This is a genomic window from Cobetia sp. ICG0124, from assembly GCF_004006355.1.
Classification (GTDB): domain Bacteria; phylum Pseudomonadota; class Gammaproteobacteria; order Pseudomonadales; family Halomonadaceae; genus Cobetia; species Cobetia marina.
On record NZ_CP024893.1, the window covers coordinates 2,085,487 to 2,110,020 of the forward strand.

General features: G+C 60.9%; 18 protein-coding genes and 3 pseudogenes. 11 read left to right on the forward strand and 10 right to left on the reverse strand.

Features of this window, described 5'->3' with window-relative positions; translation table 11 throughout:
• Positions 1-14: 14 nt before the first annotated feature.
• The 10 genes from CU110_RS09670 to CU110_RS09715 form a co-directional block, all read right to left on the reverse strand.
• The gene (locus CU110_RS09670) at positions 15-1,217 is read right to left on the reverse strand and encodes a Gfo/Idh/MocA family oxidoreductase (protein WP_084208923.1); all 1,203 of its coding nucleotides are present in this window, start codon (positions 1,215-1,217) and stop codon (positions 15-17) included.
• A gap of 99 nt (positions 1,218-1,316) precedes the next feature.
• Positions 1,317-3,167 carry a 3D-(3,5/4)-trihydroxycyclohexane-1,2-dione acylhydrolase (decyclizing) gene (gene iolD, locus CU110_RS09675; protein ID WP_084208924.1) on the reverse strand — a complete coding sequence of 617 codons (1,851 nt, stop codon included), beginning with the start codon at positions 3,165-3,167 and terminating at the stop codon, positions 1,317-1,319.
• 234 nt (positions 3,168-3,401) lie between these two features.
• Positions 3,402-4,166 carry an SDR family oxidoreductase gene (locus CU110_RS09680; RefSeq protein ID WP_084208925.1) on the reverse strand — a complete coding sequence of 255 codons (765 nt, stop codon included), beginning with the start codon at positions 4,164-4,166 and terminating at the stop codon, positions 3,402-3,404.
• 22 nt (positions 4,167-4,188) lie between these two features.
• A complete protein-coding gene (locus CU110_RS09685) occupies positions 4,189-4,971 on the reverse strand; it encodes an aldolase/citrate lyase family protein (RefSeq protein WP_084208926.1) in 783 nt (260 codons plus the stop codon).
• Positions 4,972-5,024: 53 nt separating this feature from the next.
• Positions 5,025-5,981: an SMP-30/gluconolactonase/LRE family protein gene (locus CU110_RS09690; RefSeq protein ID WP_164850344.1), complete on the reverse strand. Its 957-nt coding sequence runs from the start codon at positions 5,979-5,981 to the stop codon at positions 5,025-5,027.
• 119 nt (positions 5,982-6,100) lie between these two features.
• Positions 6,101-7,828, reverse strand: a complete 1,728-nt coding sequence (gene araD / locus CU110_RS09695) for an L-arabinonate dehydratase (protein ID WP_084208928.1) — start codon at positions 7,826-7,828, stop codon at positions 6,101-6,103.
• Between the two features lie 130 nt (positions 7,829-7,958).
• Positions 7,959-9,113, reverse strand: a complete 1,155-nt coding sequence (locus CU110_RS09700; RefSeq protein WP_240665345.1) for a Gfo/Idh/MocA family oxidoreductase — start codon at positions 9,111-9,113, stop codon at positions 7,959-7,961.
• A 124-nt stretch (positions 9,114-9,237) separates the two neighbouring features.
• Complete coding sequence (locus tag CU110_RS09705) at positions 9,238-10,269, reverse strand: LacI family DNA-binding transcriptional regulator (RefSeq protein ID WP_084208930.1); 1,032 nt, start codon at positions 10,267-10,269, stop codon at positions 9,238-9,240.
• A gap of 676 nt (positions 10,270-10,945) precedes the next feature.
• The gene (locus CU110_RS09710) at positions 10,946-11,140 is read right to left on the reverse strand and encodes a CsbD family protein (RefSeq protein ID WP_054555838.1); all 195 of its coding nucleotides are present in this window, start codon (positions 11,138-11,140) and stop codon (positions 10,946-10,948) included.
• A gap of 582 nt (positions 11,141-11,722) precedes the next feature.
• Positions 11,723-13,264, reverse strand: a complete 1,542-nt coding sequence (locus CU110_RS09715; protein WP_084208931.1) for a carbohydrate porin — start codon at positions 13,262-13,264, stop codon at positions 11,723-11,725.
• A gap of 373 nt (positions 13,265-13,637) precedes the next feature.
• Here CU110_RS09715 and CU110_RS09720 point away from each other — a divergent pair, with 373 nt between their 5' ends.
• The 11 genes and pseudogenes from CU110_RS09720 to CU110_RS09755 all read left to right on the forward strand — a co-directional run bounded on the left by CU110_RS09720 (position 13,638) and on the right by CU110_RS09755 (position 24,496).
• Positions 13,638-14,906, forward strand: a complete 1,269-nt coding sequence (locus CU110_RS09720; protein WP_084208932.1) for an ABC transporter substrate-binding protein — start codon at positions 13,638-13,640, stop codon at positions 14,904-14,906.
• Positions 14,907-14,921: 15 nt separating this feature from the next.
• Complete coding sequence (locus CU110_RS09725; RefSeq protein WP_084208933.1) at positions 14,922-15,896, forward strand: sugar ABC transporter permease; 975 nt, start codon at positions 14,922-14,924, stop codon at positions 15,894-15,896.
• Between the two features lie 11 nt (positions 15,897-15,907).
• Positions 15,908-16,750: a carbohydrate ABC transporter permease gene (locus tag CU110_RS09730; protein ID WP_084208934.1), complete on the forward strand. Its 843-nt coding sequence runs from the start codon at positions 15,908-15,910 to the stop codon at positions 16,748-16,750.
• 26 nt (positions 16,751-16,776) lie between these two features.
• Positions 16,777-17,058 (forward strand): annotated as a pseudogene (locus CU110_RS17720) (alpha-amylase family glycosyl hydrolase); the annotation flags it as partial.
• 85 nt (positions 17,059-17,143) lie between these two features.
• On the forward strand, positions 17,144-18,424 hold the full coding sequence (locus tag CU110_RS17725) for an alpha-amylase family glycosyl hydrolase (protein ID WP_276317861.1): 1,281 nt from the start codon (positions 17,144-17,146) through the stop codon (positions 18,422-18,424).
• A 45-nt stretch (positions 18,425-18,469) separates the two neighbouring features.
• Positions 18,470-19,576, forward strand: coding sequence for a sn-glycerol-3-phosphate ABC transporter ATP-binding protein UgpC (gene ugpC, locus CU110_RS09740; protein WP_084208935.1), 1,107 nt, complete (start codon positions 18,470-18,472; stop codon positions 19,574-19,576).
• 151 nt (positions 19,577-19,727) lie between these two features.
• Positions 19,728-20,036, forward strand: a pseudogene (locus CU110_RS17730) (alpha-amylase family glycosyl hydrolase); the annotation flags it as partial.
• Positions 20,037-20,112: 76 nt separating this feature from the next.
• Positions 20,113-20,829, forward strand: a pseudogene (locus CU110_RS09745) (alpha-amylase family glycosyl hydrolase); the annotation flags it as partial.
• 141 nt (positions 20,830-20,970) lie between these two features.
• Positions 20,971-21,387, forward strand: coding sequence for a DUF3459 domain-containing protein (locus CU110_RS17065; protein ID WP_240665559.1), 417 nt, complete (start codon positions 20,971-20,973; stop codon positions 21,385-21,387).
• Positions 21,388-21,428: 41 nt separating this feature from the next.
• Positions 21,429-23,099 (forward strand): alpha-amylase family glycosyl hydrolase, encoded by a 1,671-nt coding sequence (locus CU110_RS09750; protein WP_084208937.1) that lies wholly within the window; start codon positions 21,429-21,431, stop codon positions 23,097-23,099.
• 92 nt (positions 23,100-23,191) lie between these two features.
• Positions 23,192-24,496 (forward strand): ABC transporter substrate-binding protein, encoded by a 1,305-nt coding sequence (locus CU110_RS09755; RefSeq protein WP_240499546.1) that lies wholly within the window; start codon positions 23,192-23,194, stop codon positions 24,494-24,496.
• Positions 24,497-24,534 lie beyond the last annotated feature (38 nt).

Below are 24,534 nucleotides of genomic sequence, written 5' to 3' on the forward strand. Positions count from 1 at the left end.
CTTCTGCAGTCAGATCAGAACGCGACCCAGCGATTCTCGTTGTCAGAGGATTCCACACAGCACTCCAGCAACCGTACGCCTTCGATGCCTGCATCGATATTCGGGAACCATAGAGACTCCAGCTCCTGCTCCGACAGGCCAAGGTGTTGAGTGCCTGCGCCGTTACGGCGTGCTTCAGCGCCCTGCATGGCGAGGGCATAACGGTGATAGACATTGGCCCAGGATTCGAAGAAGCCTTCCGCGTGGCCGCCGCCGATGCGATTGCTGTTCACGGCGTTGTCGCCCTCGGCCAGATAGCCCATGCCACGTTCCAGAATCCGTACCGGTTCACCCTGGACCTCGTAGCGCAGCTGGTTGGGATATTCATCCCACCATTCGATACTGGCCTTCTCTCCCACTACACGAATCTTCTGCTGATGCATGGATCCCGCATTCACCGCACTGGCCCACAGTGACCCCACCGCGCCGTTCTGGTACTGGAGCAACACCTGGGCGTTGTCTTCCAGCGGCGCCCGCGAGGCCACGAAGCTTTGGCGGTGGCACATCAGGCGTTCGACCTTGAGTCCGGTGATGAACTGGCCGGCATAGAAGATGTGCGTCCCGAGATCCCCCAGCACATAAGTCGGCCCGGAAACGGCAGGACTGGTGCGCCACTTGGCGCCGCTGCTGACCTGTTCGACCGGCTGGCTATGGAAGCCATGGGCAAATTGCATGTTGACCATGCGCACCTGCCCCAGCTCACCGGACTGCACCATGGCACGTGCCTGATGCAACATCTGATAGCCGCTGTAGCCATACATGACACCGAAGACCAGACCGCGCGCCTGTGCTTCAGCCTTGAGCTCCTCAGCCTCGGCAACCGTGAAGGTCACCGGCTTTTCACAGATCACATGCAGGCCAGCCTTGAGCGCCGCCAGGCTGATGGCATGGTGAGTACTGTTGGGTGTGGCGATGCTGACGGCCTGAATGCCATCGTCGCGGGCAGCTTCGGCCTCGAAGAGGCTGGCGTAATCCGGGTAGCAACGCTCTGGATCGAGCCCCAGGTTGGTGCCGAATTCACGACCGCGTTCCGCGTCGAGATCGAAGGCACCGGCGACCAGCTGGAACAAGTTGTCACGATGGGCAGCAGCACGATGGGCGTGGCCGATTTCACTGCCACGGCCACCACCGACCATGGCCCAGCGCAGCGGCGCAAGATTGTGTTCTTCATTGAACATCAGAGATTCTCCTGGCAAATGCATGGGTGCTGATAATTGGCGCTGTCATTGCAGAGGTGTTCATGAGGCCCGTTGCTGCGTGCGCCAGGCCTCCCAGAATCAAAGCCCGCGGCGCTGATGGATACGGCCGGCATTCATGGCGGCCACCTGCGCTTCATCCACGTCCTCGCGGACGACTTCCGGTAGCCCCACATCCCACCAGCAGTCACAGGAAGACCACTTGGTGGAATCGATATCCACCACGATGACGTAGGTGCGTGGGCTCTCCTTGGCGCGCTGGTAAGCGGCCCGGAAATCACTGATGTCACTCAGGTGCTCACCGAAGGCACCTTGCGACTGGGCATGCTGGAGGAAGTCGACGCGTACCAGCTCGTCGGCCTGGCTACGACAATCGGCCAGCATGTTGTTGAAGGAGGGGTTGCCGCTGTTGTTCTGCAGCTTGTTGATGACCGCAAACCCGGCGTTGTCACAGACGACAACGATCATCTTGTGGCCTGTCAGTACCGAGCTGTAGATATCGGAATTCATCATCATGTAGGAGCCGTCGCCGACCAGGACCACGACCTCGTTGTCGGGGTTGGCGATCTTGGCACCCCAGCCACCGGCCACTTCGTAGCCCATGCAGGAGAAGCCGAACTCGATGTCGAACTTGCCGAGCTGCTTGCTCTGCCAGTTCATGTTCAGTTCTGCCGGCAGGCCACCGGCGGCCGTCAGCACGGTATCACCGGGCTCCTGCACCGCATTGACGCTGGCAATGACCTGGGCGTAGGACGCCATCTGCCCCGCGACGATCTCCCCGCGGTTGGCGCACAGGGATTTCCACTCGGTGACTTCAGCCTGGCCCTTTTCCAGCCAGCGCTGATCGGCCTGCCATTCACCCAACCCTGAATCAAGACGCACCAGCGTGTGACGAGCATCGCCGATGACCGCCATGGCGCGATGCTTGATGGCATCCATATGCGCCACGTTGACGGATACGATCTTCACCGCCGGATTGCGAAATACCGACCAGGACCCGGTGGTGAAGTCCTGCAGACGTGTGCCGATGGCCACCAGCACATCACATTCCGCTGCCATGGCATTGGCGGAATTCGAGCCAGTCACGCCGATGGGGCCCATATTGCAGGGGTGAGATTGCAGCAGGGAAGAACGCCCTGCGATGGTCTCGACCACCGGGATATTGCGACGCTGAGCAAACTCCGCCAGCAACTGATTGGCTTCGGAATAATGCACACCACCGCCAGCGATGATCAGTGGCTTCTCGGCCTTTTCCAGCAGAGAAATAGCCGCTTCAATCGAGCGTGTGTCAGCTTCCGGGCGACGAATATGGTGAATGCATTCTTCGAAGAGCGCCTCTGGATAGTCATAAGCCACGCCCTGGATATCCTGAGGCAATGAAATCATGACCGGGCCGCAATTGGCGGGATCCGTCAGGGTCGCGATCGCAGTCGGCAAGGACTGCATGAGCTGTGCGGGGTGAGTGATGCGATCCCAAAAACGAGTGACGGGCTTGAAGGCATCATTGACGCTCAGGCTGGGCTGATGGGCATGCTCGACCTGTTGCAGCACCGGGTCTGGCAGGCGCGAGACATGCGCATCGCCGGCAAACATCAGCAACGGCAGTCGGTTGGTATGCGCGATACCTGCCGCCGTGATCATGTTGGTGGCACCCGGCCCGATGGAGGTGCTCGCGATCCCGATCCGCTGACGCTTGTTGGCCTTGGCGTAGGCAACGGCAGCAACCGCCATGGATTGCTCATTCTGGCCGCGCCAGATCGGGATGGTGTCCTGGATGTTGTGAAGCTGTTGCCCCAGGCAGGTCACATTGCCGTGACCGAAGATGGCGAACCCGCAACCGAACAAGGTCTCGACTTTACCGTCGATGTCGATCTTCTGCGCCGCCAGATATCTGGCGATGGCTTCGGAGACGGTCAATTTTATCGTTTTCATTCCTCTCTCCCGACGAGCATATGGCGTTGTTTTATTGTGTGCATTCAGGTCGAAAAATCGGCACCTGAAGCTCAGTGATCATGACGCAGGAAAATGATGGTCAGCGCTGAATTCTTCACCGTTCGAAAAGACACTAGCAGTGCCTGAAAACGTTTTCATCCAAATTTCAAAAAAAAGGCCTCGCCTTGGATCAAAGTTCAATAAGGCCAATCATGCATGATTGAAGTGGCCTATCTAGACCAGCCCACCATCCACGATATAGGTCTGCGCGGTGATCATCCGGCTATCATCCGCGGCCAGGAACAGCACCATCCGTGCGACGTCCTCCGGCTGCACACGTTGATGCAGACTCTGATTTTCCAGCACCTGGCGCTCAAGCTCCGGGTCCCACCACAAGGCTTTCTGGCGCTCGGTGATGACCCATCCCGGCAAGACCGTATTGACGCGAATTCCGGCGTCTCCCATGTCACGCGACAGCGTCCGCGTCAGGCCGATGGTAGCGGCCTTGGCGCTCGAGTAGCCTGTGATATCACGCGAACGCCGCAAGAAACTGGGAGAGCTGAAGTTGATGATCGACCCGCCGCCCGCTGCCTGCATGCCAGCAAACACCGCCTGGCTTGCGAAGACCACATGTCGCAGATTGGTGGCCTGCAGGTTGTCCCATGTCTCGACATCCAACTCCGACAAAGGCACACGCGTATCCCGAGCCGCATTGTTGATCAGTACTTCAATCGTCCCGAACTCATCAGCGGCAGTACAGATCACAGCACGAAGCTGTGTAATATCGGTCACGTCACAATGCTGATAGCGTACCTTCCCACCTGTGCCTGAGAGCTGCTCCGCCAGCGCTTCGCCTGCCGCATCATCGATATCGACGAAGCTCACACAGGCCTGTTGCTTGCAGAAATGCTCGACCAGCGTGGCGCCAATGCCACTCGCGCCCCCACTGATGAAGACATGTCGCCCCTCAAGACTCGGATAACGTGCAAATTGACTCATGTTGCCTCTCCTCTCCTATCGATCAATACCCTTCGCGGTGATCCGTCTCGCGCTCCATGGCACTCAACAACTCGCGGGCCCCTGCCATCAGCAGACGAGTATCTGACCCGACGGTGACGAGGTCACAGCCACGTGCCAGCATTCGCTTCGCATGCGCAGCCCCCCCATTGTGGATACCGACGATCTTGTCATGCAGACGAGCCCGCTCGATGAGCTGACCGATCAAGTCATCCATCGGGCCATCCCCGTGATCGAACCCCGGAGCATGGCCATGAGAGAGCGCCAGATCCGCGGGACCGATATAGAGGCCATCCAGCCCCTCGACAGCGAGAATTTCTTCGAGGTTCGCCACGCCTTCGCGGGTCTCGATCATGCCCAGCACCAGCATCTCGTCGTTGGCATGCTTCGCATAATCCGCACCGCCATACAGCATGGCGCGATGAGGGCCGAAGCTGCGCATCCCCAGCGGGGGATAACGACAGGCAGCCACCAGTGCCCGGGCGTCTTCCGCGTTGTTGATCAAGGGAGCAATCACTCCATAGGCACCGGCATCCAGCACCTTCATGATCAAACCGGATTCCAGGCTCGGCACTCGCACCAGCGGAACGGTGTCAGTGGTGGAGATAGCCGTCAGCATCGGCAACAGATCGCTGTAATCGATCACCCCGTGCTGCAGGTCGATGGTCAGGCTGTCCCAGCCCTGATGGGCCATGATCTCTGCCGAAAAGGCACACGGCATGGAGAGCCAGCCATTCACGACGCCCTCCTTTCGGGCAATGCGTTGCTTGAGGCGATTGAGGCGCATGGGGTCTCCCTCTGGAGTTCATCAATGGTGGAAGTCACAAGGGACAGGTCACGTCACTCGTGAGGCTCACGAATCGTGACCCGGGAGGGTGAGCGTTCCCCACTCGGCATGTCGGGGGATGCTGGAGAGCGAGAGGCAAAGGCGGCGACTGGGACGCCCGGCACCTCAACCTCCAGGGCGAACACGCTGCCGGACAAGGGGGCCGCGGCCAGCGCCTCAGGGCTCATGCCCTTGCGCAAGGTGGTCACGTAAAGCGTTGTCATGTCGGCCCCGCCGAAGCACGGCATGGTCGGGCCGGGACATGGCAGGTGGACCTGGCGCGCCAGACGTCCCTCGGCATCCCAATAATTGAGCACTCCGCCAAAGACGCCTGCACTCCAGTAACCTCCCGCCATATCCATCGCTCCGCCATCGGGGCGGCCGTGCAGTGCAGGCTGGGTCTCGGCGAATACCCGCGGTGTGCCCATGACACCACTTCCCGGGCAGTAGTCCGCAACATGGATGGTGTCGCGTCGCGTATCCGCAAAAAGCATGCGCCGTCCATCAGCGCTCCAGGCCAGGCCATTGGCGACGATGAGACCTGACTGCAGCCGTTGGGTCTGTCCAGTGGGAGCGACATCATAAAAATGCCCCAGCGGCCGTGAACGACTCGCCTCATCCATGGTGCCGATCACGAAGTGTCCATTCGGCGCGACCTTGCCATCATTGAAGCGCGTGCCAGCCAACGGCTCTCCGGGTGGGCAGGCCAGGAACTCCAGTGCACCAGACGCGAAATCGAGCAGATGGATTCCCGAGCGCATGGCAACGATCAGACGCCCATCGGCACAGCGCCCGAAGGCACCCAAGGTCTCTGGCAGCACGCGACGCTCTCGCTTGCCATCGCTCAGGCAGTAGCGCTCGATCGCCGGGGCATAAAGGTCTGCCCAGAACAGGCTGTTGCCACTGGCATCCCAGACCGGGGATTCGCCCAGTTCCGCCCGGGCCTCTATCAGCAGTTCGATTTCCGCCATTTCCTGGACTCCCGTCGACGATGGCCATGGCACCTGCGTGGGCACCTGCGTGCGCGCACGCCTCCCATACCTCTGCTCCGATACCCTCGACCTCATCTCCCTGCTTCACGCAGCGACGCTCAATAGATATCGGGTTCAGGGGTACTGCCAGGCGCGCCATTGGCAAAGTCGAAGTCACAGCCTTCATCCGCCTGGGTGACATGTGCCTTGTAGAGAGAGGCATAGCCGTGAGGGTGCCGATCCCTGGGCGGCTGCCAATCCGCCAGTCGGCGCTGGATCTCCTCTTCGTCGACCATCAGGTCCAGCCGACGATTGGGGACATCGACCGCGATGATGTCACCGGTCTGAACGATGGCCAGCGGCCCGCCGACGGCGGCTTCCGGCGCCACATGCAGAATGCAGCTGCCATAGCTGGTGCCGCTCATGCGCGAGTCGGAGATCCGCAGCATGTCACGCACGCCTTGTTTCAGCAGCTTGGCCGGAATCGGCATCATGCCCCATTCCGGCATGCCGGGGCCGCCCACCGGCCCGCCATTCTTGAGCACGATGATGCTGTCGGCCGTGACCGGGAGGTCCTCATCATCGATGCGTGCCTTGAGGTCGGCGATGTTCTCGAACACATAGGCAGGCCCTTGATGGACATGCAGGCGAGGGTCCGCCGCGGTCGGCTTGATGATGGCGCCCTTCGGCGCCAGGCTGCCGGTCAGCACGGCAGTCCCTCCCGAGGCATTGACCGGACTGTCCAGCGGGAGAATGACTTCCGGGCGCCAGACCTTGGCACCCTCGATGTTGTCGCCCAGGGTACGGCCGGTCACGGTCATGGCGGAGAGTTTCAGCTCACTGCCGATGTTCGTCATCAAGGCCGGAAGCCCCCCGGCATAGAAGAAGTCTTCCATCAGATATTCGCCGGAAGGCTTGAGGTTCAGCACCAGCGGCACACGACGCGATATCTCGTTGAAGCGCTCCATCGGCAGCGTGATTCCGAGACGCCGCGCCATGGCCACGATGTGGATGATGGCGTTGGTCGAGCCCCCGATCGCCATGTCGACGGCAATCGCGTTATCAAAGGATGCCTCGCTCATGACATCGGTCGGCTTGAGATCTTCCCAGACCATTTCCACCGCTCGCTTGCCGCTGGCGTAGCACATGCGGTTGTGATTGGCGTCCACCGCGGGAATGCTCGAGGCCCCCGGCAAGCTCATGCCCAGCGATTCCCCGATCGACATCAGCGTTGCCGCCGTGCCCATGGTCATGCAGGTGCCCGGAGAGCGGGCAATACCGTTCTCGATCTCGTTCCAGTCACTCTGACTGACGTTGCCGATACGCCGTTCATCCCAGTACTTCCAGACATCCGTACCGCTCCCCAATACCTGACCACGGTAATTGCCACGCAGCATGGCGCCGGCCGGCACATAGATGGTCGGCAGATTCATGGAGATCGCGCCCATGAGTACGCCCGGCGTAGTCTTGTCACACCCGCCCATGACCACGGCACCATCCACGGGGTAGCTGCGCAGCAGTTCCTCGACTTCCATGGCCAGCATGTTGCGATACATCATGGCGCTGGGCTTCATCAATTGCTCACCCAGTGACATGGCAGGCAATTCGACAGCAAAGCCCCCCGCCGCCGTGATGCCACGCTTGATATCCTTGACCCGCTCAGGGAAGTGGGAATGGCAGGTATTGAGGTCATTCCAGGTATTGATGATCGCGATCACCGGCTTGCCGACGAACTCCTCTCCCCAATAGCCCATCTGCTTGACGCGGGAGCGATGCCCGAAAGAGCGCAGATCATCCTGCTTGAACCAGCGATTACTGCGCAGATCGTCGACCCCTTTCCTGTTCATCCCGTACTCCTTGCAACGTGATTGACCGAACAATGGCGTAGCAGAACCCGCACCGGCTGCCGCGAGGGCGACCCGTCATTGCGTCATTCCTGAATGAAGTGGCGTTGGCTATCTCAATGGAACCATCGAATCAGCGCGCCAATTGACTGTCCCGCCGCGAGGGCAGAGACACCCAGTCACCATTGCGCCGACTTGAGTCGAGCGCGGTGGCAGCGAATTCGACACCGCGGACCCCGCTACGGATGTCGGGATACCAGAGGGCAAGGGGATCGACAGGGATGCCCTGCTGGCTGGCCGTGATGTCTTCATGAAGATCGCTGTACAGCGAGGAAAAGGCTTCGCGATACCCCTCGGGATGTCCAAAGGCCACTCGCGAGATACGCGTGGAGGCATCATGCAGGCCGGCCGCCCCCTTGGAGAGCAGTAAAGGGGCGCCATCGAGCCGTCGGAACAGGAGCTGATTGGGGGTTTCCTGGTGCCACTCAAGGCCGCCGAGACTGCCGAAGATCCGGAAGCTCAGGCCATGTTCTGCGCCGGCCGCCGCCTGGGTAATCCACATCAGCCCGCGGGCGCCATTGGCATAGCGCAACAGTACGTTGGCGTTATCGTGCGCTTCGCGTCCGGCCACGCTGGCGGTCACGTCGGCACTCAACTCACTTGTCTCAAGTCCGGAAACATACTCGAGCATATGGAAGGCGTGGGTCGCGATGTCATTGAGAATCATCGATTCTCCCGCGATGGCCGGATCCATGTGCCAGTCATGCCCCGCCTTCTCGGCATCCGTCAGGCTCGCCAGATGCCCCTGGACGTAGTCACATTGCAGCTGACGAATCTCGCCCAGTTCCCCGTTCTCGATCATGGCGCGTGCCTGACGCACCATCGGATAGCCGGTATAGCCATAGGCCATGCAGAAGCGCAGCCCTGCCCGCTCGGCGATCGCTTCAAGCTCTTTCGCCTGAGCCGGATCATTGACCAGCGGCTTTTCACAGACGACATGAAAGCCCAGCTCCAGAGCCAATCTGGCCAGGGCGAAGTGACTGTCGTTGGGCGTGAGAATGGCGATGACCTCAGCCCCATCTTCGCGAGCGGCTTCCTCGCGCAGCAGTGACTCACCATCGCCGTAACCACGTGCGATGTTGAGTTGCTCCGCCTGCTGGCGTGCGCGCTCAGGATTTGAGGACAGTGCCCCTGCCACGACGCGGTACCGCCCATCCATCTGTGCCGCTGCACGATGGACCTGACCGATGAAGGACTGGACACCGCCCCCTATCATCCCCAGACGCAATATCTGTGGAGTCCTTGGCGTCGGTGCGCGGCATACCGAGCAGCCTAGCGCAGCCAAACCGGCTTTGAAAATGTTTTCAAAGCCATTTAGACCAAGGGACGAGACGGGAGAAAAAGAGTGGGTCTCAGCCGACGTGCTGGGTCGTGCCGCGCTGGGTGATATGACATGGCATGATGATACGGTCTGGCGCTGTATCCCCTTGCTTGATGCGCACGAACAACAACGACACCGTCTTGTTGACCATTTCCGTGAAGGGCTGGCAAATCGTCGTCAGATCATAGGATTTGCTTGAGGCAAAGCGGATGTCATCCACCCCGACGATGCCGATATCCTGCGGAATCCGGTGAGAGAATTCGTGGCGAATCGCATCCATGCCACCACAGGCCATGATGTCATCGAAGTAGAAGATACTGTCAGGAATGACCTCGGCGGCAGCGAGCAACTCACAGGTCGCTTCATATCCTGCGTCGTAGCTGTGACGGTGCCCCTCGCCCACGCCATGCAGCGTGAGTCCGCGCTGCTCCAGGCGCTCGATGAAACCACGCTTTCTGTCCAGCGTGGCCTGTTCCTTGGTCGATGCCCCCACATAGGCCAGGCGACGATAGCCATGATCAATGAGATGATCCGCTGCCATTCGGCCCATCTCGACGTCGTCACAGGTGACGACGCTTGCACCGGAATCTTCGCCATCACGCCCAAAGATCGCGACCGGCGTGTTCTGCCTGGCACAGGCTTCGACCAGCTCAGGAGGGACAGAGGCCGACGTGACGATCAGTGCATCGACGTGATACTCCATCACCAACGAGACGGCTTCCGAAATGCTTTTCTCGGTGTTCACGTTGATCAGCAACGTATGGCAGTTGTGTCGTTGTATGGCCGCCGAAAACTCGCTGAGAATCGCCAGATAGACCGGATTCTCGAAATTCGTCACGAGAATGCCGATCAAGCTGGACTGTGACTTGATGCCTCTCGCCAACCGATTCGGCTTGTATCCCAGGCGCTCTGCTACCGCCAGAATACGACGGCGCATCTCGGGTGAACTGCTCCCTTCCGGATTCATGGCACGCGAGACTGCCGCTATCGAGACATTGGCCTCTCTGGCCACATCCGTGATGGTGACGCGCTTGGTGGCAGGTGCGCTGTCGGTTTTTTTCATGCTCTCTCCCTAACGAGGCTCAATGCCCAATATCTCATCAAGGCATTCCACCCCACATTGGATAATCATTGGCCGACCATATCGCGGATCACGCAAGCATGCAGCAGGCACATGATGAAGGATACAGCCGTATCACGTTGGCTTTGACGTGTGCCACCAGAGAGTCAATATCCTCCTTTCGATAACACGACCCTGGCGACTATCTCTAGCAGCATGAGTGCTCAGGACCACAGTAGAACTGACGCAACAGACGATGCATCGGTTACTGAAGCCTCGTCGTGGTACACCCGGACGATGACCTTGGATACGACTTGGAGGTCGCCGATCACGAAGATATTGCAAAGGGCTTTGGCAGTAGATGTATTGCTATGCCCCCTATAGCCCCACTTGGCAATGGGCCAATGAGCACATCAATGGCTTGGCACGGCAGTACTTCTCCAGGGAGCAGTCTCCAAGAATGTCAGTACAGCTGAGCTACGCAAGATGCGTCGAGAAACCGAATGACCATTCCCGACAACGCCTCCGCTGTCGAATAGCCATCCCAGGTATTCTCGAGAAAATATTTTAAAACCCTGCATGCCATGCGTGCTGCTCTTGTTGTTGGAGCTCAGACACAAAAAACCGATGCCTGCAAAATGCAAGCATCGGTAACATAAAATATATATATTAAAAAACTTCACGAATCGGACAGTTTATCCCATTCTTTTTCAGCATCTTCTTTCTTCATGCCATAACGCTCTTGAACTTTCCCGACAAAGTGCTCCTTGCGACCTGCAATTTCGTCGACATCTTCATCAGTAAGCTCTCCCCAACCTTCGCGAACCTTACCTTTGAGTTGCTTCCACTTACCTTCGGCGATATCGCTATTCATGGCAGCCTCCTAAATAAAACAGATAATGCGACAAATAAAAATCAACCAATGACCCGTCACATGCTGTGATTGAGCCTCATGGCAGGCCACGAATATAAGCTAGCACAGATATTAGTGCTCAACAACAGCCCTACCGCTTCAACTCATTGATGGCGCTGCCATTGACTTGAAATGAAATGTAGCGCGAGCCAGCAAATCCGATACAACATCATCGGCAAAAAGTTCCCTAAAACTTTCCGAGACATAACGCTATTCTCTAGCCTTCAAAAACCAACATAAAAAGGTGCCGGATGATCTATTTTTGCAACGAATCTATCCTTTATTAGCCTCTCGTAAACGCATCAAGTAATTCATACAGAAAAGGCTTCATGGTTATCAAGCTGTATAAGCAAGGGACAACGACACCGAAAATTCATGCCGACTCCTTGGGCAGCTCCTTCCAGCATTACGGAGAAAAGATCTCGCTGGTCAGCTTGGGGATCAGCGTCTCAACCATACAGCGATGGCGTTACAAAAAACCCGCGGCTAACCGCGGGCAAGATCGAAACACTGGCAGGCGATGACTGGCTTGGCATCCTGTTCCTAGAACCATACCTCGCTCTGGACGCCGAAGGCCCATTCACCTCCCGTGAAACCTGCACTCCCGAGCGCATCTTCATCCGAGAAGTCATTGAGCTCCTCATCCCAGTCACTCCAGGACGCGAACAGGCGGATTTCCGGACGTTTCCAGAAGCCACCGACTTCAGGCTTGAAGGTCGGCGCGATGGTGAATTTTCGATAGCTCCCTTCCACGGCAGTGCCTGAGGCACCGGGATCCAGGTCCATCCATTGATAGCTGAGTTCGTATTGCATCTCGAAATTCGCCGTCAGCTCATTGGCCAGACGCGCATTGAACGTCGCCCAGGAGTATTCGTCGCCTTCGGCATAACGGTCTTCACTGACTTCCGCCAGCACGGCCGGTGCCAGACGCCACTTGGGCGCGAGATAGGTCGTGCCATACAGACCGAGTCGAGTCGAGGTCGCATCATCTGTCAGATTCCCGTCACCCCCGATGACCTTCGTCTCCGCGCCAAGCCCTCGGCCATGCAGCACGGCGGCCTTGAAGCTGCCGTCGGCGAGACCAAAGAAGCTGTCGCCATGATAGGCCAGCATGGTATGGAACCCGGAATCCGCGGCTGTGGCGCCCGTGTCCATGGCGCGCTCTTCGTTGTCTGCGGCAGACAATGCACTGACCATCCACTGCCAGTTGCCGACGTAGTTGTTCATCGTGAAGGTCAGGTTGTCGGTATCGCCGCCAGTGTCGGAATCCTCGGTCGGATATTCACTGTAACTGCGTCCGTAGACCGAGAAGTTGGCTTTCCAATCATCGGTGAGCTGGACGTCGTAGATACCCGCGCCGGTGCCGGCAAGGAAGATGAAGTCACTGTCGAGCCAGTGGATGTCGAAGTTGTCCCGATCGAAGCGCTTGCCGGCCCAGATGGCGGAATTCTCGAAGGCGCCAGTGAAGCTCGGCAGATCGCTCAATTCCACGTAGACCTGTCGTACGTTCAGGCTGGACTCGTCCGAGGTCCAGTCGTTGCTGGTCTCCACCCCGTCGGCAATCATGGTGCGGTAGTGCGCCTTTGCCCCGTTGTCGTAGCGCGTCTTGTAGTTGAGCACCGTCTCGACATAGGTATCGGGCTCATTCCCCAGCCGCCCGACCGCTCCCCCCACCGACCCCGCCGGGGTGAGATAGGGGCCGCCGTCAATGCTCTTGCCCCCTTCCCCGATCAGGAGACCTGAGCGGGCATAGGCATTGAAGGAGAAACCTTCCTCGCCACTGGCCTGACGCTCCACGGCGGCCAGACGCTCTTCGAGGTCCTCGGTCTGCGCGGTCACGCGCGCGGGTTGATCAGTCTCATTCGTTCGGCGCTGAACGGCCATCGCCTGCTCTGCCTCGGCGGCGCGACGCTCAGCCGCTCTGGCCCGCTGTTCGGCGTCATTGATGCGCTGCTCCAGCTCTGCGAGCCGCGCCTCGATGTCGCCCGTGCTGTCGGCAATGGCGAGACCACTGGTACTCATGATGGCAATGGCAACAGCCATGGCCAGAGGGGCCTTGAGCGGGCGCTGGGGGGAAGTAGTCATGTTGGAGAGAGCCTTTGTTGTTGTTGACGAATCACTCGCTTGGCGATGATCAGCGAAGTGGCGCCGCTGTCATTGGCGTTGTCGTAGGCGCCATACTCACTTAATCGTTTAAGACCCTAGTGGCAATCTGGCCTCTCAGACACACGACCTATGTCGAAATTCGACCAAAGGGGAGCGATCACCGCGTAAAACTCCCATTTCTGGCGACATATCAGCGACAGCAAGACCAAAGTTCAGGTTGCGGATATCGACGCCAATCGCTTGACTGTGATCACGCCTTAATCGTTTAAGAAGCACCATCGGACAACCTCAGGATTCTCCCCCGCCAGATGGCCGATGAATGCCCAACAACAACAAGTGACGAGGATTTGCCATGCAACGCAAGACACTGATCGCCTCAAGCGTCGCCCTGCTGGGAGTGGCCACCACCGCCCCCGCCATGGCCGCGGACCTGACCATCTCCTGCGGCGCGGTCGGGGCCGAGCTGGAACTCTGTGAACAGGGCGTCGCGGCCTGGGAGGAAAAGACCGGCCATGACGTCGACATCGTTTCCACGCCCAATTCCTCGACGGAACGCCTCTCGCTCTACCAGCAGATTCTGTCGGCCCAGTCCGGGGATATCGACGTCCTGCAGATCGATGTGGTCTGGCCGGGGCTGCTCGCCAATCACCTGCTTGATCTGCACCAGACGCTCGGCGAAAAGGCGGCGCAGGGCCACTTCGCGACCATCGTCGACAACAACACGGTGGATGGCCGCCTGGTGGCCATGCCCTGGTTCACGGATGCCGGGGTGCTCTACTACCGCAAGGACCTGCTAGAGAAGTACGGGTTCGCACCTCCCGAGACATGGCAGGAATTGACAGAGACCGCCACGCAGATCCAGGCGAAGGAGCGTGAGGCCGGCAGCGAGAAGATGTGGGGGTACGTCTTCCAGGGACGTGCCTATGAGGGCCTGACCTGCAACGCCCTGGAGTGGGTCGCCAGCAATGACGGCGGCGCCATTGTCGATGCCGATGGCGAGATCACCATCGACAACCCCAACACGGCCTCGGCACTCGACCTGGCCGCCAGCTGGATCGGCGAGATCACCCCGCAGGGCGCACTCAATTATTCCGAGGAAGAAGCCCGCGGCATCTTCCAGTCCGGCAACGCCGTCTTCATGCGCAACTGGCCCTACGCCTGGTCGCTGACCCAGAGCGATGACAGCAAGGTGGCCGGCAAGGTCGGGGTGGTCAAGCTGCCCCATGGCGCCGAGGGCGAGAGTGCCGCGGCGCTGGGCGGCTGGAACCTGGCGGTCTCGAAGTACAGCGAGAATCCCGAGCTCGCCTCTCAGCTGGTGGCCTTCCTCACCGGTGAACCCGAGCAGAAACGCCGAGCCATCCAGGCCGCCTACAACCCGACCCTCACAGCGCTGTATCAGGACGAGGAGGTGCTCACCGCCGTGCCCTTCTTCGGCACGCTCTACGACACCTTCACCAATGCCGTGGCCCGTCCGTCAGCCGTCACCGGAGACAACTACGGCCAGGTGAGCAATGCCTTCTTCAACGCGACCCATAGCGTGCTGAGCGGCGAGCAGAGCGGTGCCCAGGCGGTTGCCCAGCTCAAGAGCGAACTGTCACGCATCAAACGTCGTCGCTGGTAACCCGGGAGGTTTCGCATGACAACCACGCTCAATGAGTCAGTGCCGACGGGCTCGCCCTCGGCCAGGACTCGCAAACGCGGCACCAAGGTCAGACGCCAGCGGGTACGCGCGGCCTGGACCTATCTCGCCCCGATGCTGGTCGCACTGGCGCTGGTGGCCGGCTGGCCCCTGCTGAGAACCTTCTATCTCAGCCTGACCGATGCCTCGCTCTCGGACACGACCGGTGCCGCCTTCATCGGCTTCGAGAACTATCTCGTGAAGGACGACGGCGTCTGGTACGGCCTGCTGGCTGACCCGGTGTGGTGGAACTCCGTCTGGAACACCGTCTATTTCAGCGTCATCTCGGTATCGCTGGAAGTCGTCTTCGGCATCATCGTGGCGCTGCTCCTGAATGCCGAATTCAAGGGACGCATGCTGGTCCGGGCCGCGGTACTGATTCCCTGGGCCATCCCGACCATCGTCTCCGCCAAGATGTGGGCCTGGATGCTCAATGACCAGTTCGGAATCATCAACCACATGTTGATGGGGCTGGGGCTGATCGATGCGCCCCTGGCCTGGACAGCGGATGCCGATCTGTCGATGTGGGCCGTGATCATGGTCGATGTCTGGAAGACCATCCCCTTCGTGGCACTGCTGGTACTCGCCGCGCTGCAGATGCTGCCCAGGGACTGCTATGAAGCCGCCGAGGTCGATGGCATCCACCCGGTGAAGGTGTTCTTCCGTGTCACCCTGCCATTGATCACCCCGGCTCTACTGGTCGCCGTGATCTTCCGTCTTCTCGATGCACTGCGCGTCTTCGACGTCATCTATGTGCTGACCTCCAACTCGTCGAGCACCATGACCATGTCCATCTACGCCCGCCAGCAACTGGTGGAGTTCCAGGACGTGGGCTACGGCAGTGCCGCCTCCACGATGCTGTTCCTGATCATCGCGCTGGCCGTCGTGGTCTACCTCTACCTTGGCCGCCGCCAACTGGGAGTGGAGAAATGAATCAGACTCCGATGAACCGCTACCAGCTGACCCGACTCGCCAAGCATGTCGGCAAATGGGCCTTGATCGCCATCATCATCGTCTACGCCGTGTTCCCCTTCTATTACGCGGTGATCACCTCACTGAAACCGTCCAGTGAGCTGTTCGAGGTCAACTACTGGCTGACCTCGCTGGACTTCAGCAACTATGCCCAGATCTTTGCGCAGAAGAGCTTCCTGCAGGCGATCGGCAACTCGATCCTGATCGCCTTGAGCGTCGTGTTGATCGCGCTGCTGCTGGGCATCACCGCCTCCTATGCGCTGGGACGCGTGCGCTTTCGCGGCCGCTCCACCGTGATGCTGATCATCCTCGGGGTCTCGATGTTCCCTCAGGTCGCAGTGCTCTCCGGGCTCTTCGAGGTGATTCGCAGCCTGAATCTCTACAACAACCCCGGTGGCCTGATTCTCAGTTACACCATCTTCACGCTGCCCTTCACCGTCTGGGTACTGACGACCTTCATGCGTCAGCTGCCCATGGAACTGGAAGAGGCCGCGATCATGGACGGCGCCACGCCGTGGGAGACCATCACCAAGGTCTTCCTGCCCCTGATGTGGCCGGCCATGGCCACCACCGGGTTGCTCGCCTTCATCGCGGCCTGGAACGAGTTCCTGTTCGCCTTGACCTTCACGCTGACCGACAGCGAACGCACCGTGCCGGTCGCCATCGCCCTGATCTCCGGCGGCAGCCAGCATGAGCTCCCCTGGGGCCCGATCATGGCCGCCTCCGTCACCGTCACCATACCGCTGGTCATCCTGGTGATGATCTTCCAGCGCCGCATCGTCTCCGGCCTGACCGCCGGCGCCGTCAAAGGATAATCGTCATGTCATTGCTCGAAGCCCAAATGCAGACCTCCTCCAGCTGGTGGCGCGGTGGCGTCATCTACCAGATCTACCCGCGCAGCTTCCTGGACAGCAACGGCGATGGCATCGGCGATCTGCCGGGCATCACCGCCAGACTCGATTACGTGGCATCGCTGGACGTGGATGGCATCTGGCTGTCGCCCTTCTTCACCTCCCCGATGCTCGACTTCGGGTATGACATCAGCGACTACCGGGATGTCGACCCGATGTTCGGCACCCTGGAGGACTTCAAGACCGTCTGCTGGAGCGCAGCCCATTCCCTGGGCCTGAAGGTCATGATCGACCAGGTGATCAGCCACACCTCCGACCAGCACCCCTGGTTCCAGCAAAGCCGTCAGGACCGCACCAATGACAAGCGCCGACTGGTTCGTGTGGGCAGACCCCAAGCCCGACGGCACGCCGCCCAACAACTGGCTGTCGATCTTCGGCGGCTCGGCCTGGACCTTCGATTCACGTCGCCAGCAGTATTACCTGCACAACTTCCTGACCGAGCCAGCCCGACGTGAACTTCCACCACCCAGAAGCCCTGACAGGCACATGCTCGACAACATGCGCTTCTGGCTTGAGTTGGGTGTGGATGGCTTCCGCCTGGATACCGTCAACTTCTACTTCCATGATCAGGCCCTGCGCGACAACCCGCCGGTGCCGGCGGGCGAGGCCAAGACACTGGGCGCGCCGGATTCCAACCCCTATACCTGGCAGCGACACGTCTATGACCTGAGTCGTCCGGAAAACCTCGACTTCCTGAAAGCGCTGCGCGCCCTGATGGATGAATACCCGGGCACCACCACGGTGGGCGAAATCGGTGATGACAAGCCGCTGGAGCGCATGGCGGAGTACACCGCCGGGGGCGACAAGCTGCACATGGCCTACGGGTTTGATCTGCTCAATGCGCCGCACTCTGCAGGCTATCTCCGCGAAGTCATCGAGCGCTTCCAGCGTCTGGCCGGCGATGCCTGGCCATGCTGGGCGCTGTCGAACCACGACGTCGTGCGCAGCGCCACACGCTGGGGTGCCGACGAAGACCCGGTGGCCTACCCCAAGGTCGCTCTGGCCATGGTGCTGTCACTGCGCGGCAGCGTCTGCCTCTACCAGGGTGAGGAGCTGGGCCTGCCGGAAGCCGACGTGCCCTTCGAGCGCATTCAGGACCCCTACGGCAAGGTGCTGTGGCCGGAATTCAAGGGCCGCGACGGTTGCCGGACCCCCATGCCCTGGCGTCAGACGGACCAGGGGGACTTCTCGAGTGTCGAGCCCTGGCTGCCGGTCGATGAACGCCACCTCCCCCTGGCCGTGGCCAATCAGGAAGACGACGCCAACTCGGTCTTGCATGCCACCCGCGCCCTGCTGAATTTCCGCCGTCAGCATCCGGTATTGCGTGAGGGGGACATTCAGCTGGTGGACGTGGGGGACGAGCTGCTGGGCTTCCTGCGCGAGCATGACGGCAAGCGCATGCTGTGCCTCTTCAATCTCACGGGCGCTGAACAGGTCACCGCACTGCCGCAAGCCTACGCCGGCAGCGCGCGTCTGCTCGAAGGCGCAGGCTTTACTGCCGAGCTGGACACGGCCCAGTCCCAGGCAGCGCGGCTGGTGCTTCCCGCCTATCAGGCTGCCTTCCTGGCACTCGACTAACCTTCTTTCGAAAGCCGGTGCCGAGCACCGGCTGGGAGTCGCAAGATGACAAGCGTAACCCTCTCCAAGATCAACAAGACCTTCGGCAGCACGCACATCATCAAGGATCTGGATCTCAAGATCGGCAGCGGCGAATTCGTGGTCTTCGTCGGGCCGTCAGGCTGTGGCAAGTCGACCCTGTTGCGCCTGATCGCCGGACTGGAATCGATCACCGACGGTGAGATGCATATCGCCGGCGATCTGGTCAATGACCTTCCCCCGCGTGAGCGTGGCGTGGGCATGGTCTTCCAGTCCTATGCCCTCTACCCGCACATGACGGTGTACGAGAACATGGCCTTCGGCCTCAAGCTTGCCAAGACCGACAAGGAAAGCGTCGAACAACGCGTGATGGAAACGGCGCGCATCCTTCAGCTCGAGGAGTTGCTGCACCGCAAACCCAAGGCGCTTTCCGGCGGCCAGCGACAGCGCGTTGCCATGGGGCGCGCCATGGCGCGTGAGCCGAAGATCCTGTTGTTCGATGAGCCGCTCTCCAACCTGGATGCCTCGCTGCGAGTCCAGATGCGCAATGAGATCGCCCGCCTGCACCACCGCCTGGGCTCCACCATGGTCTACGTCACCCACGACCAGGTCGAAGCCATGACCCTGGCCGACAAGATCGTGGTACTGCGTGATGGGCGCATCGAACAGGTCGGTAGCCCCCAGACGCTCTATCAGGCCCCGGCGACCCGCTTCGTGGCCGGCTTCATCGGCTCCCCGACCATGAACTTCCTGCCGGCAGAGCTGGTGCGGAGCGAGGGCAATGGCTGTCGCATCACGACAGCCGGGATCGGCGAGCTGGAGCTGCCTCGCGACGCCGGCGACGAACGCACCGGCAGCCGTCTGACGCTGGGGATTCGTCCCGAACACCTCTGCCTGGAAGAGGCCTGCGGCGACAACGCCTTCGAGATCGTCAACGTCGAGTACCTGGGCAACGAAGTCTACGTCTATCTCGACCCGAAAGACGGCGTCAGCCTGCTGATCCACCGCAGCGAAGCTCCCAGTCAGTGGAAGATCGGCCAGCGCGTCGCACTGGTGCCGGACCTGGAGCACGTGCATCTGTTCGACAATCAGGATCGCGCGCTGAGCCTGACCCGGCAACGCCAGGCAGCCTGACGTTCAGGCCCTGTTCTGCAGGGCTTTTTCTCGAGGGCCTGGCAGCCAGGACTGAGTATCCAGCGCCTGCTCACGGCGCCTCAGGCCAACCGCTTCATTCTCCGCAAGGACCGCACGGGCGGGAGCCATGGCTCCCGCCCAGGAGACTCGCATGTCCACGATTCGAGACACCCAGGTGTCAGCCCACGACTGGTGGCGCGGCGCCGTCATCTATCAGATCTACCCGCGCAGCTTTCAGGACAGCAATGGCGATGGCATCGGTGATCTGCCGGGCATCCTCGAGCGCCTGGATTACATCGCCTCGCTGAATGTCGATGCGATCTGGCTATCTCCCTTCTTTACCTCCCCCATGAAGGACTTCGGCTATGACATAAGCGACTATCGCGATGTCGACCCGATGTTCGGCACCCTGGAGGACGTCAAGACCGTCTGGTCGAGCGCAGCGCATGCGCGCGGCCTGAAAGTCATCATCGACCAGGTACTCTCACACACCTCCGACGCCCACCCGTGGTTCGAGGAAAGCCGCCAGAGCCGCGATAACCACTCGCGCCGACTGGTATGTCTGGGCAGACCCCAGGCCCGATGGCGCGCCGCCCACCAACTGGCAATCGGTCTTCGGGGGTTCCGCCTGGCAATGGGATTCACGTCGCCGCTGCCAGTACTACCTGCACAACTTCCTGACCGAGCAAGCCGGATCTCAACTTCCACCACCCTGAGGTCGTGACAGGCACATTGTTGAAGAAGTGCGCTTCTGGCTGGAGCGGGGGGTGGATGGTTTCCGACTGGATGCCATCAATTTCTGCACACATGGTGAGCTGAAGGATAACCCGCCACGACGTGAGATCGTCGAAGGCTTCATTGGCGTGCGTCCGGACAACCCCTACGGCTATCAGCAACATCTCCATGACAAGACCCAGCCGGAGAATCTCGCCGTTCTCGAACGGTTACGACGTCTGCTCGATGAATACCCCGGCACCACCAGCGTCGGCGAGATCGGCGACGATGACTCCTTGCGCGTGATGGCCGAGTACACCCAGGGCGACCAGCGGCTGCACATGGCCTATTCCTTCGATCTGCTGACCGAGAACGCCTCGCCTGAGCATCTCCAGGCCACCGTACGCTCGATGGAAGCGCAGATCGGGGACGGCTGGCCGTGCTGGGCACTGGGAAACCACGACGTCACACGCCTGGCAACGCGCTGGGACGCCGATGCCTCCCCGGCGCGCCTGCGCCTCTATCTCGCCTTTCTGCTGACCCAGCGCGGCAGCGTCTGTCTGTATCAGGGCGAAGAACTGGGGTTGAGTGAGGCCCAGCTGCGTCATGACCAGCTGGTGGACCCCGCCGGCATCACCTTCTGGCCACGCTACAAGGGGCGCGATGGCTGTCGGACCCCCATGCCGTGGCAGGCCGGTGAGTCACATGCTGGCTTCTCTCGCGTATCCCCCTGGTTGCCGGTCCCCGACGCCCATCATGCCTTGGCCGTCGACCATCAGGACAACGATCCGGCATCGCTGTTGAATGCCAGCCGAGACCTGCTTGCCTTCCGCCGCCGACACCCCGCCCTGATCCGAGGGGATATCCACTACCACTCGCTGCATGAAGAAGTCATCTGCTTCACGCGTCACTCAGGCGGCGAGTCGTTGCTGATCGCGCTCAACTTCTCTGCTCAGGCCCTGACTCTGGAGACCGCCTGGCGAGCGGAAGCCCTCGAGGATGCCCCCGGCATGATCAATGGTCACTGGCAGGCCGGCCGCCTGATGCTGCCGCCCCACGGCATTGCCATTGCGCGCTGTGTTGGCGAGGCGCACTGAATCTCCCTCTTGCCGATCACACGACTCACACGGAGGTCACGATGACCCTGTCTCAACTCGATCCTAGCGCACGTCTCGACTGGTGGCGTGGTGCCACGATCTATCAGATCTATCCCCGCAGTTTCATGGATGCCAACGGCGACGGCATCGGCGATCTGGCCGGCATCATCGAGCGCCTGCCCCATGTGGCCAGTCTCGGCGTGGATGCCATCTGGCTGTCGCCCTTCTTTACCTCGCCGATGAAGGATTTCGGCTATGACGTCGCGGACTATCGGGATGTCGACCCGATGTTCGGCCACCTGGACGATTTCAAGCGGCTGGTCTCGCAAGCCCATCAGCTGGGAGTGCGCGTGATCATCGACCAGGTGCTGTCTCACAGCTCCGATCAACACGTCTGGTTCCATCAAAGCCGCAAGGACCGTCACAACGCCAAGGCCGACTGGTATGTCTGGGCTGACCCGCTCCCCGATGGCAACCCGCCCAACAACTGGATGGCGGCCTTCAGCGGTCGCGCCTGGACCTTCGATGCCAAGCGCCGCCAGTACTATCTGCACAACTTCCTGGCCAGTCAGCCGGATCTGAATTTCCATCATCCCGAGGTGCGCCAGGCGCAGCTGGACAACCTGCGTTTCTGGCTGGATCTGGGGGTGGATGGCTTCCGGTTCGACGTCGTCAATTACTACTTCCATGACCGCGCCTTGACCGACAATCCCGCAATGCCACGCGAAGGCGTCAACCCGGGCAACCCGCAGAGCTACCAGCGGATGCTGCACAATATCGAGCAACCCGAGAATCTGGCGTATCTGGAGCGCATCCGTAACCTGCTCAATGAGTACCCGGGCACCACCAGTGTCGGCGAGATCGCCGGCAATGACCCTCTCCCGACCATGGCCGCCTATACCGCCGGCCAACGCCGCCTGCACATGGCCTACACCTTTGACCTGCTCAACAGTGATGGCAATGCCCGCGCGCTGTACGACGTGCTGACGCGCTTTGCCGAGCAAGGGGAAGACACCTGGCCTTGCTGGGCGCTGTCCAATCATGACGTGGAACGCAGTGCGACCAGCTGGGGAGAGTCGCGTGCCCTGCTCGCCCTGACGGTGCTGTGTTCGCTGCGTGGCAGCCTGTGCCTGTATCAAGGCGAGGAACTTGGCCTCCCCGAGGCGGAGCTGGCCTTCGAGGATCTGCAGGACCCCTTCGGCATCAACCTGTGGCCCGAGATCAAGGGCCGCGATGGCTGCCGCACGCCGATGGTCTGGGATGACAGCCCGGACGGTGGGTTCAGTCGTCGCGCGACGAAGTCCGGAGTCGAGGCTGAGGCCACCCCCTGGCTACCGGTCTCCCCACGACAGTTGCCATTGTCGGTGGCGCAGCAGGAAAGGCGTGATGACAGCTTCCTGTCACGAGCGCGTCGCCTGCTGCGCTATCGCGGTACGAGCCAGGTGCTGCGCGAGGGCGATCAGACCCTGATTGCGCCCGAGCGGCTGCCTGACGACGTCTTCGCCAGCGTGCGTCAGCAAGGCGCGCAACGCCTGCTGTGTCTGGCTCACCTCGGGGCAGGCGACACGCCGAGCGTGATCGACCCGAGCCAACTCGCGCCAGACATCACCACCTGGACCGCCATCGAGATCGCCGGTGTCACGGCGACACACACCTCTCACCACCCCCTGTCGCTGATGCCAGGCAGCGCCATGTGGCTCGCCCTCAACTGACGCCTGGCGGATTCGATGATTCACGGGATGCTCGTCGGATGACGGTCATCCCGGACGCCGCAACAACAATCACAATAATGGAGTCGCACGCCATGCCTTCTGTTATCAGCACCCCACGCCACCGGATGCTCACGACCCTCAAGGGTAGCGCCGGTGCCCTGCTGTTGAGCGGGGCCTCATTGACGGCACCACTCGCACTGGCCACCGAGGTCACGATTGCCTGTGGCCCCGGTGGAGATTCCGACATGTGCCCGGAACTCGCCCAGCAATGGGCCGAGCAGTCCGGCAATCGCGTCAATGTGATCTCCACTCCCAACGACACCACCGAGAAGCTCTCGCTGTATCAGCAGCTGCTCAGCAGCGGCTCCAGCGACATCGATGTGCTGATCGTCGACATGGCGTGGCCGGGGCTGCTGGACGATCACCTGGTCGACCTTTCCCGCTACCTGCCCGACGACGCCACCGAGGGCTTCTTCCCCGCGCTGATCGACAACGGCACCGTGGAGGGCCGTCTGGTAGCCATGCCCTGGTACACCGACGCAGGCGTGCTCTATTACCGCAAGGACCTGCTGGAGAAATACGACCAGCAAGTGCCGGAGACCTGGCAGCAACTCACCGAGACGGCGCGCACGATCCAGGCGGCCGAACGCGACGCCGGCAATGCCGATTTCTGGGGATACAGCTTCCAGGGACGCGCCTATGAGGGGCTGACCTGCAACGCACTCGAGTGGGTCGCGAGTCAGGGCGGCGGCACCCTGGTGGATGATGCCGGAGAGGTCACCATCGACAACTCGCACGCCGCGCAGGCACTCGATCTTGCCGCCTCCTGGATCGGCAGCATCGCCCCGGAAGGCGCGCTGAATCATACCGAGGAGGAGTCACGCGGGCTGTTCCAGTCGGGCAATGCGCTGTTCCTGCGCAACTGGCCCTATGTCTGGAAGCTCAGCCAGGCCGAGGGCAGTCCGGTGGCCGGCAAGGTCGGCATGGCGCCCCTCCCCCATGGCTCACAGGGCGAATCCCGCGCGACCCTGGGCGGCTGGAATCTTGCAGTATCACGCTACTCGGAGCACCCGCAGGCCGCAGCGGAGCTGGTCGCCTATATCACCGCTGCCCCGCAGCAGAAGGCCCATGCCATGAAGATGGGACGCAACCCCACCATCGAACACCTCTATCAGGATGACGAGGTGCTGGCGAGCAATCCCTCGATGGGTGAGCTCTATGAAGCGCTCCGGACCGGCGTCGCGCGTCCAGCCTCGGTGACGGGTGACGCCTACGCTCGCGTCTCCAATGCCTTCTTCAACCGCACCCACCGTGTGCTTTCCGGCGAGGAGACGGGCACCCAGGCGGTGGAAGCGCTAGGCAAGGAGCTTGAGCGCATCGGCCGCCGGGGCTGGTAACACCACCGTCCCCGCCGCATCGACGACAAGGAACGTGC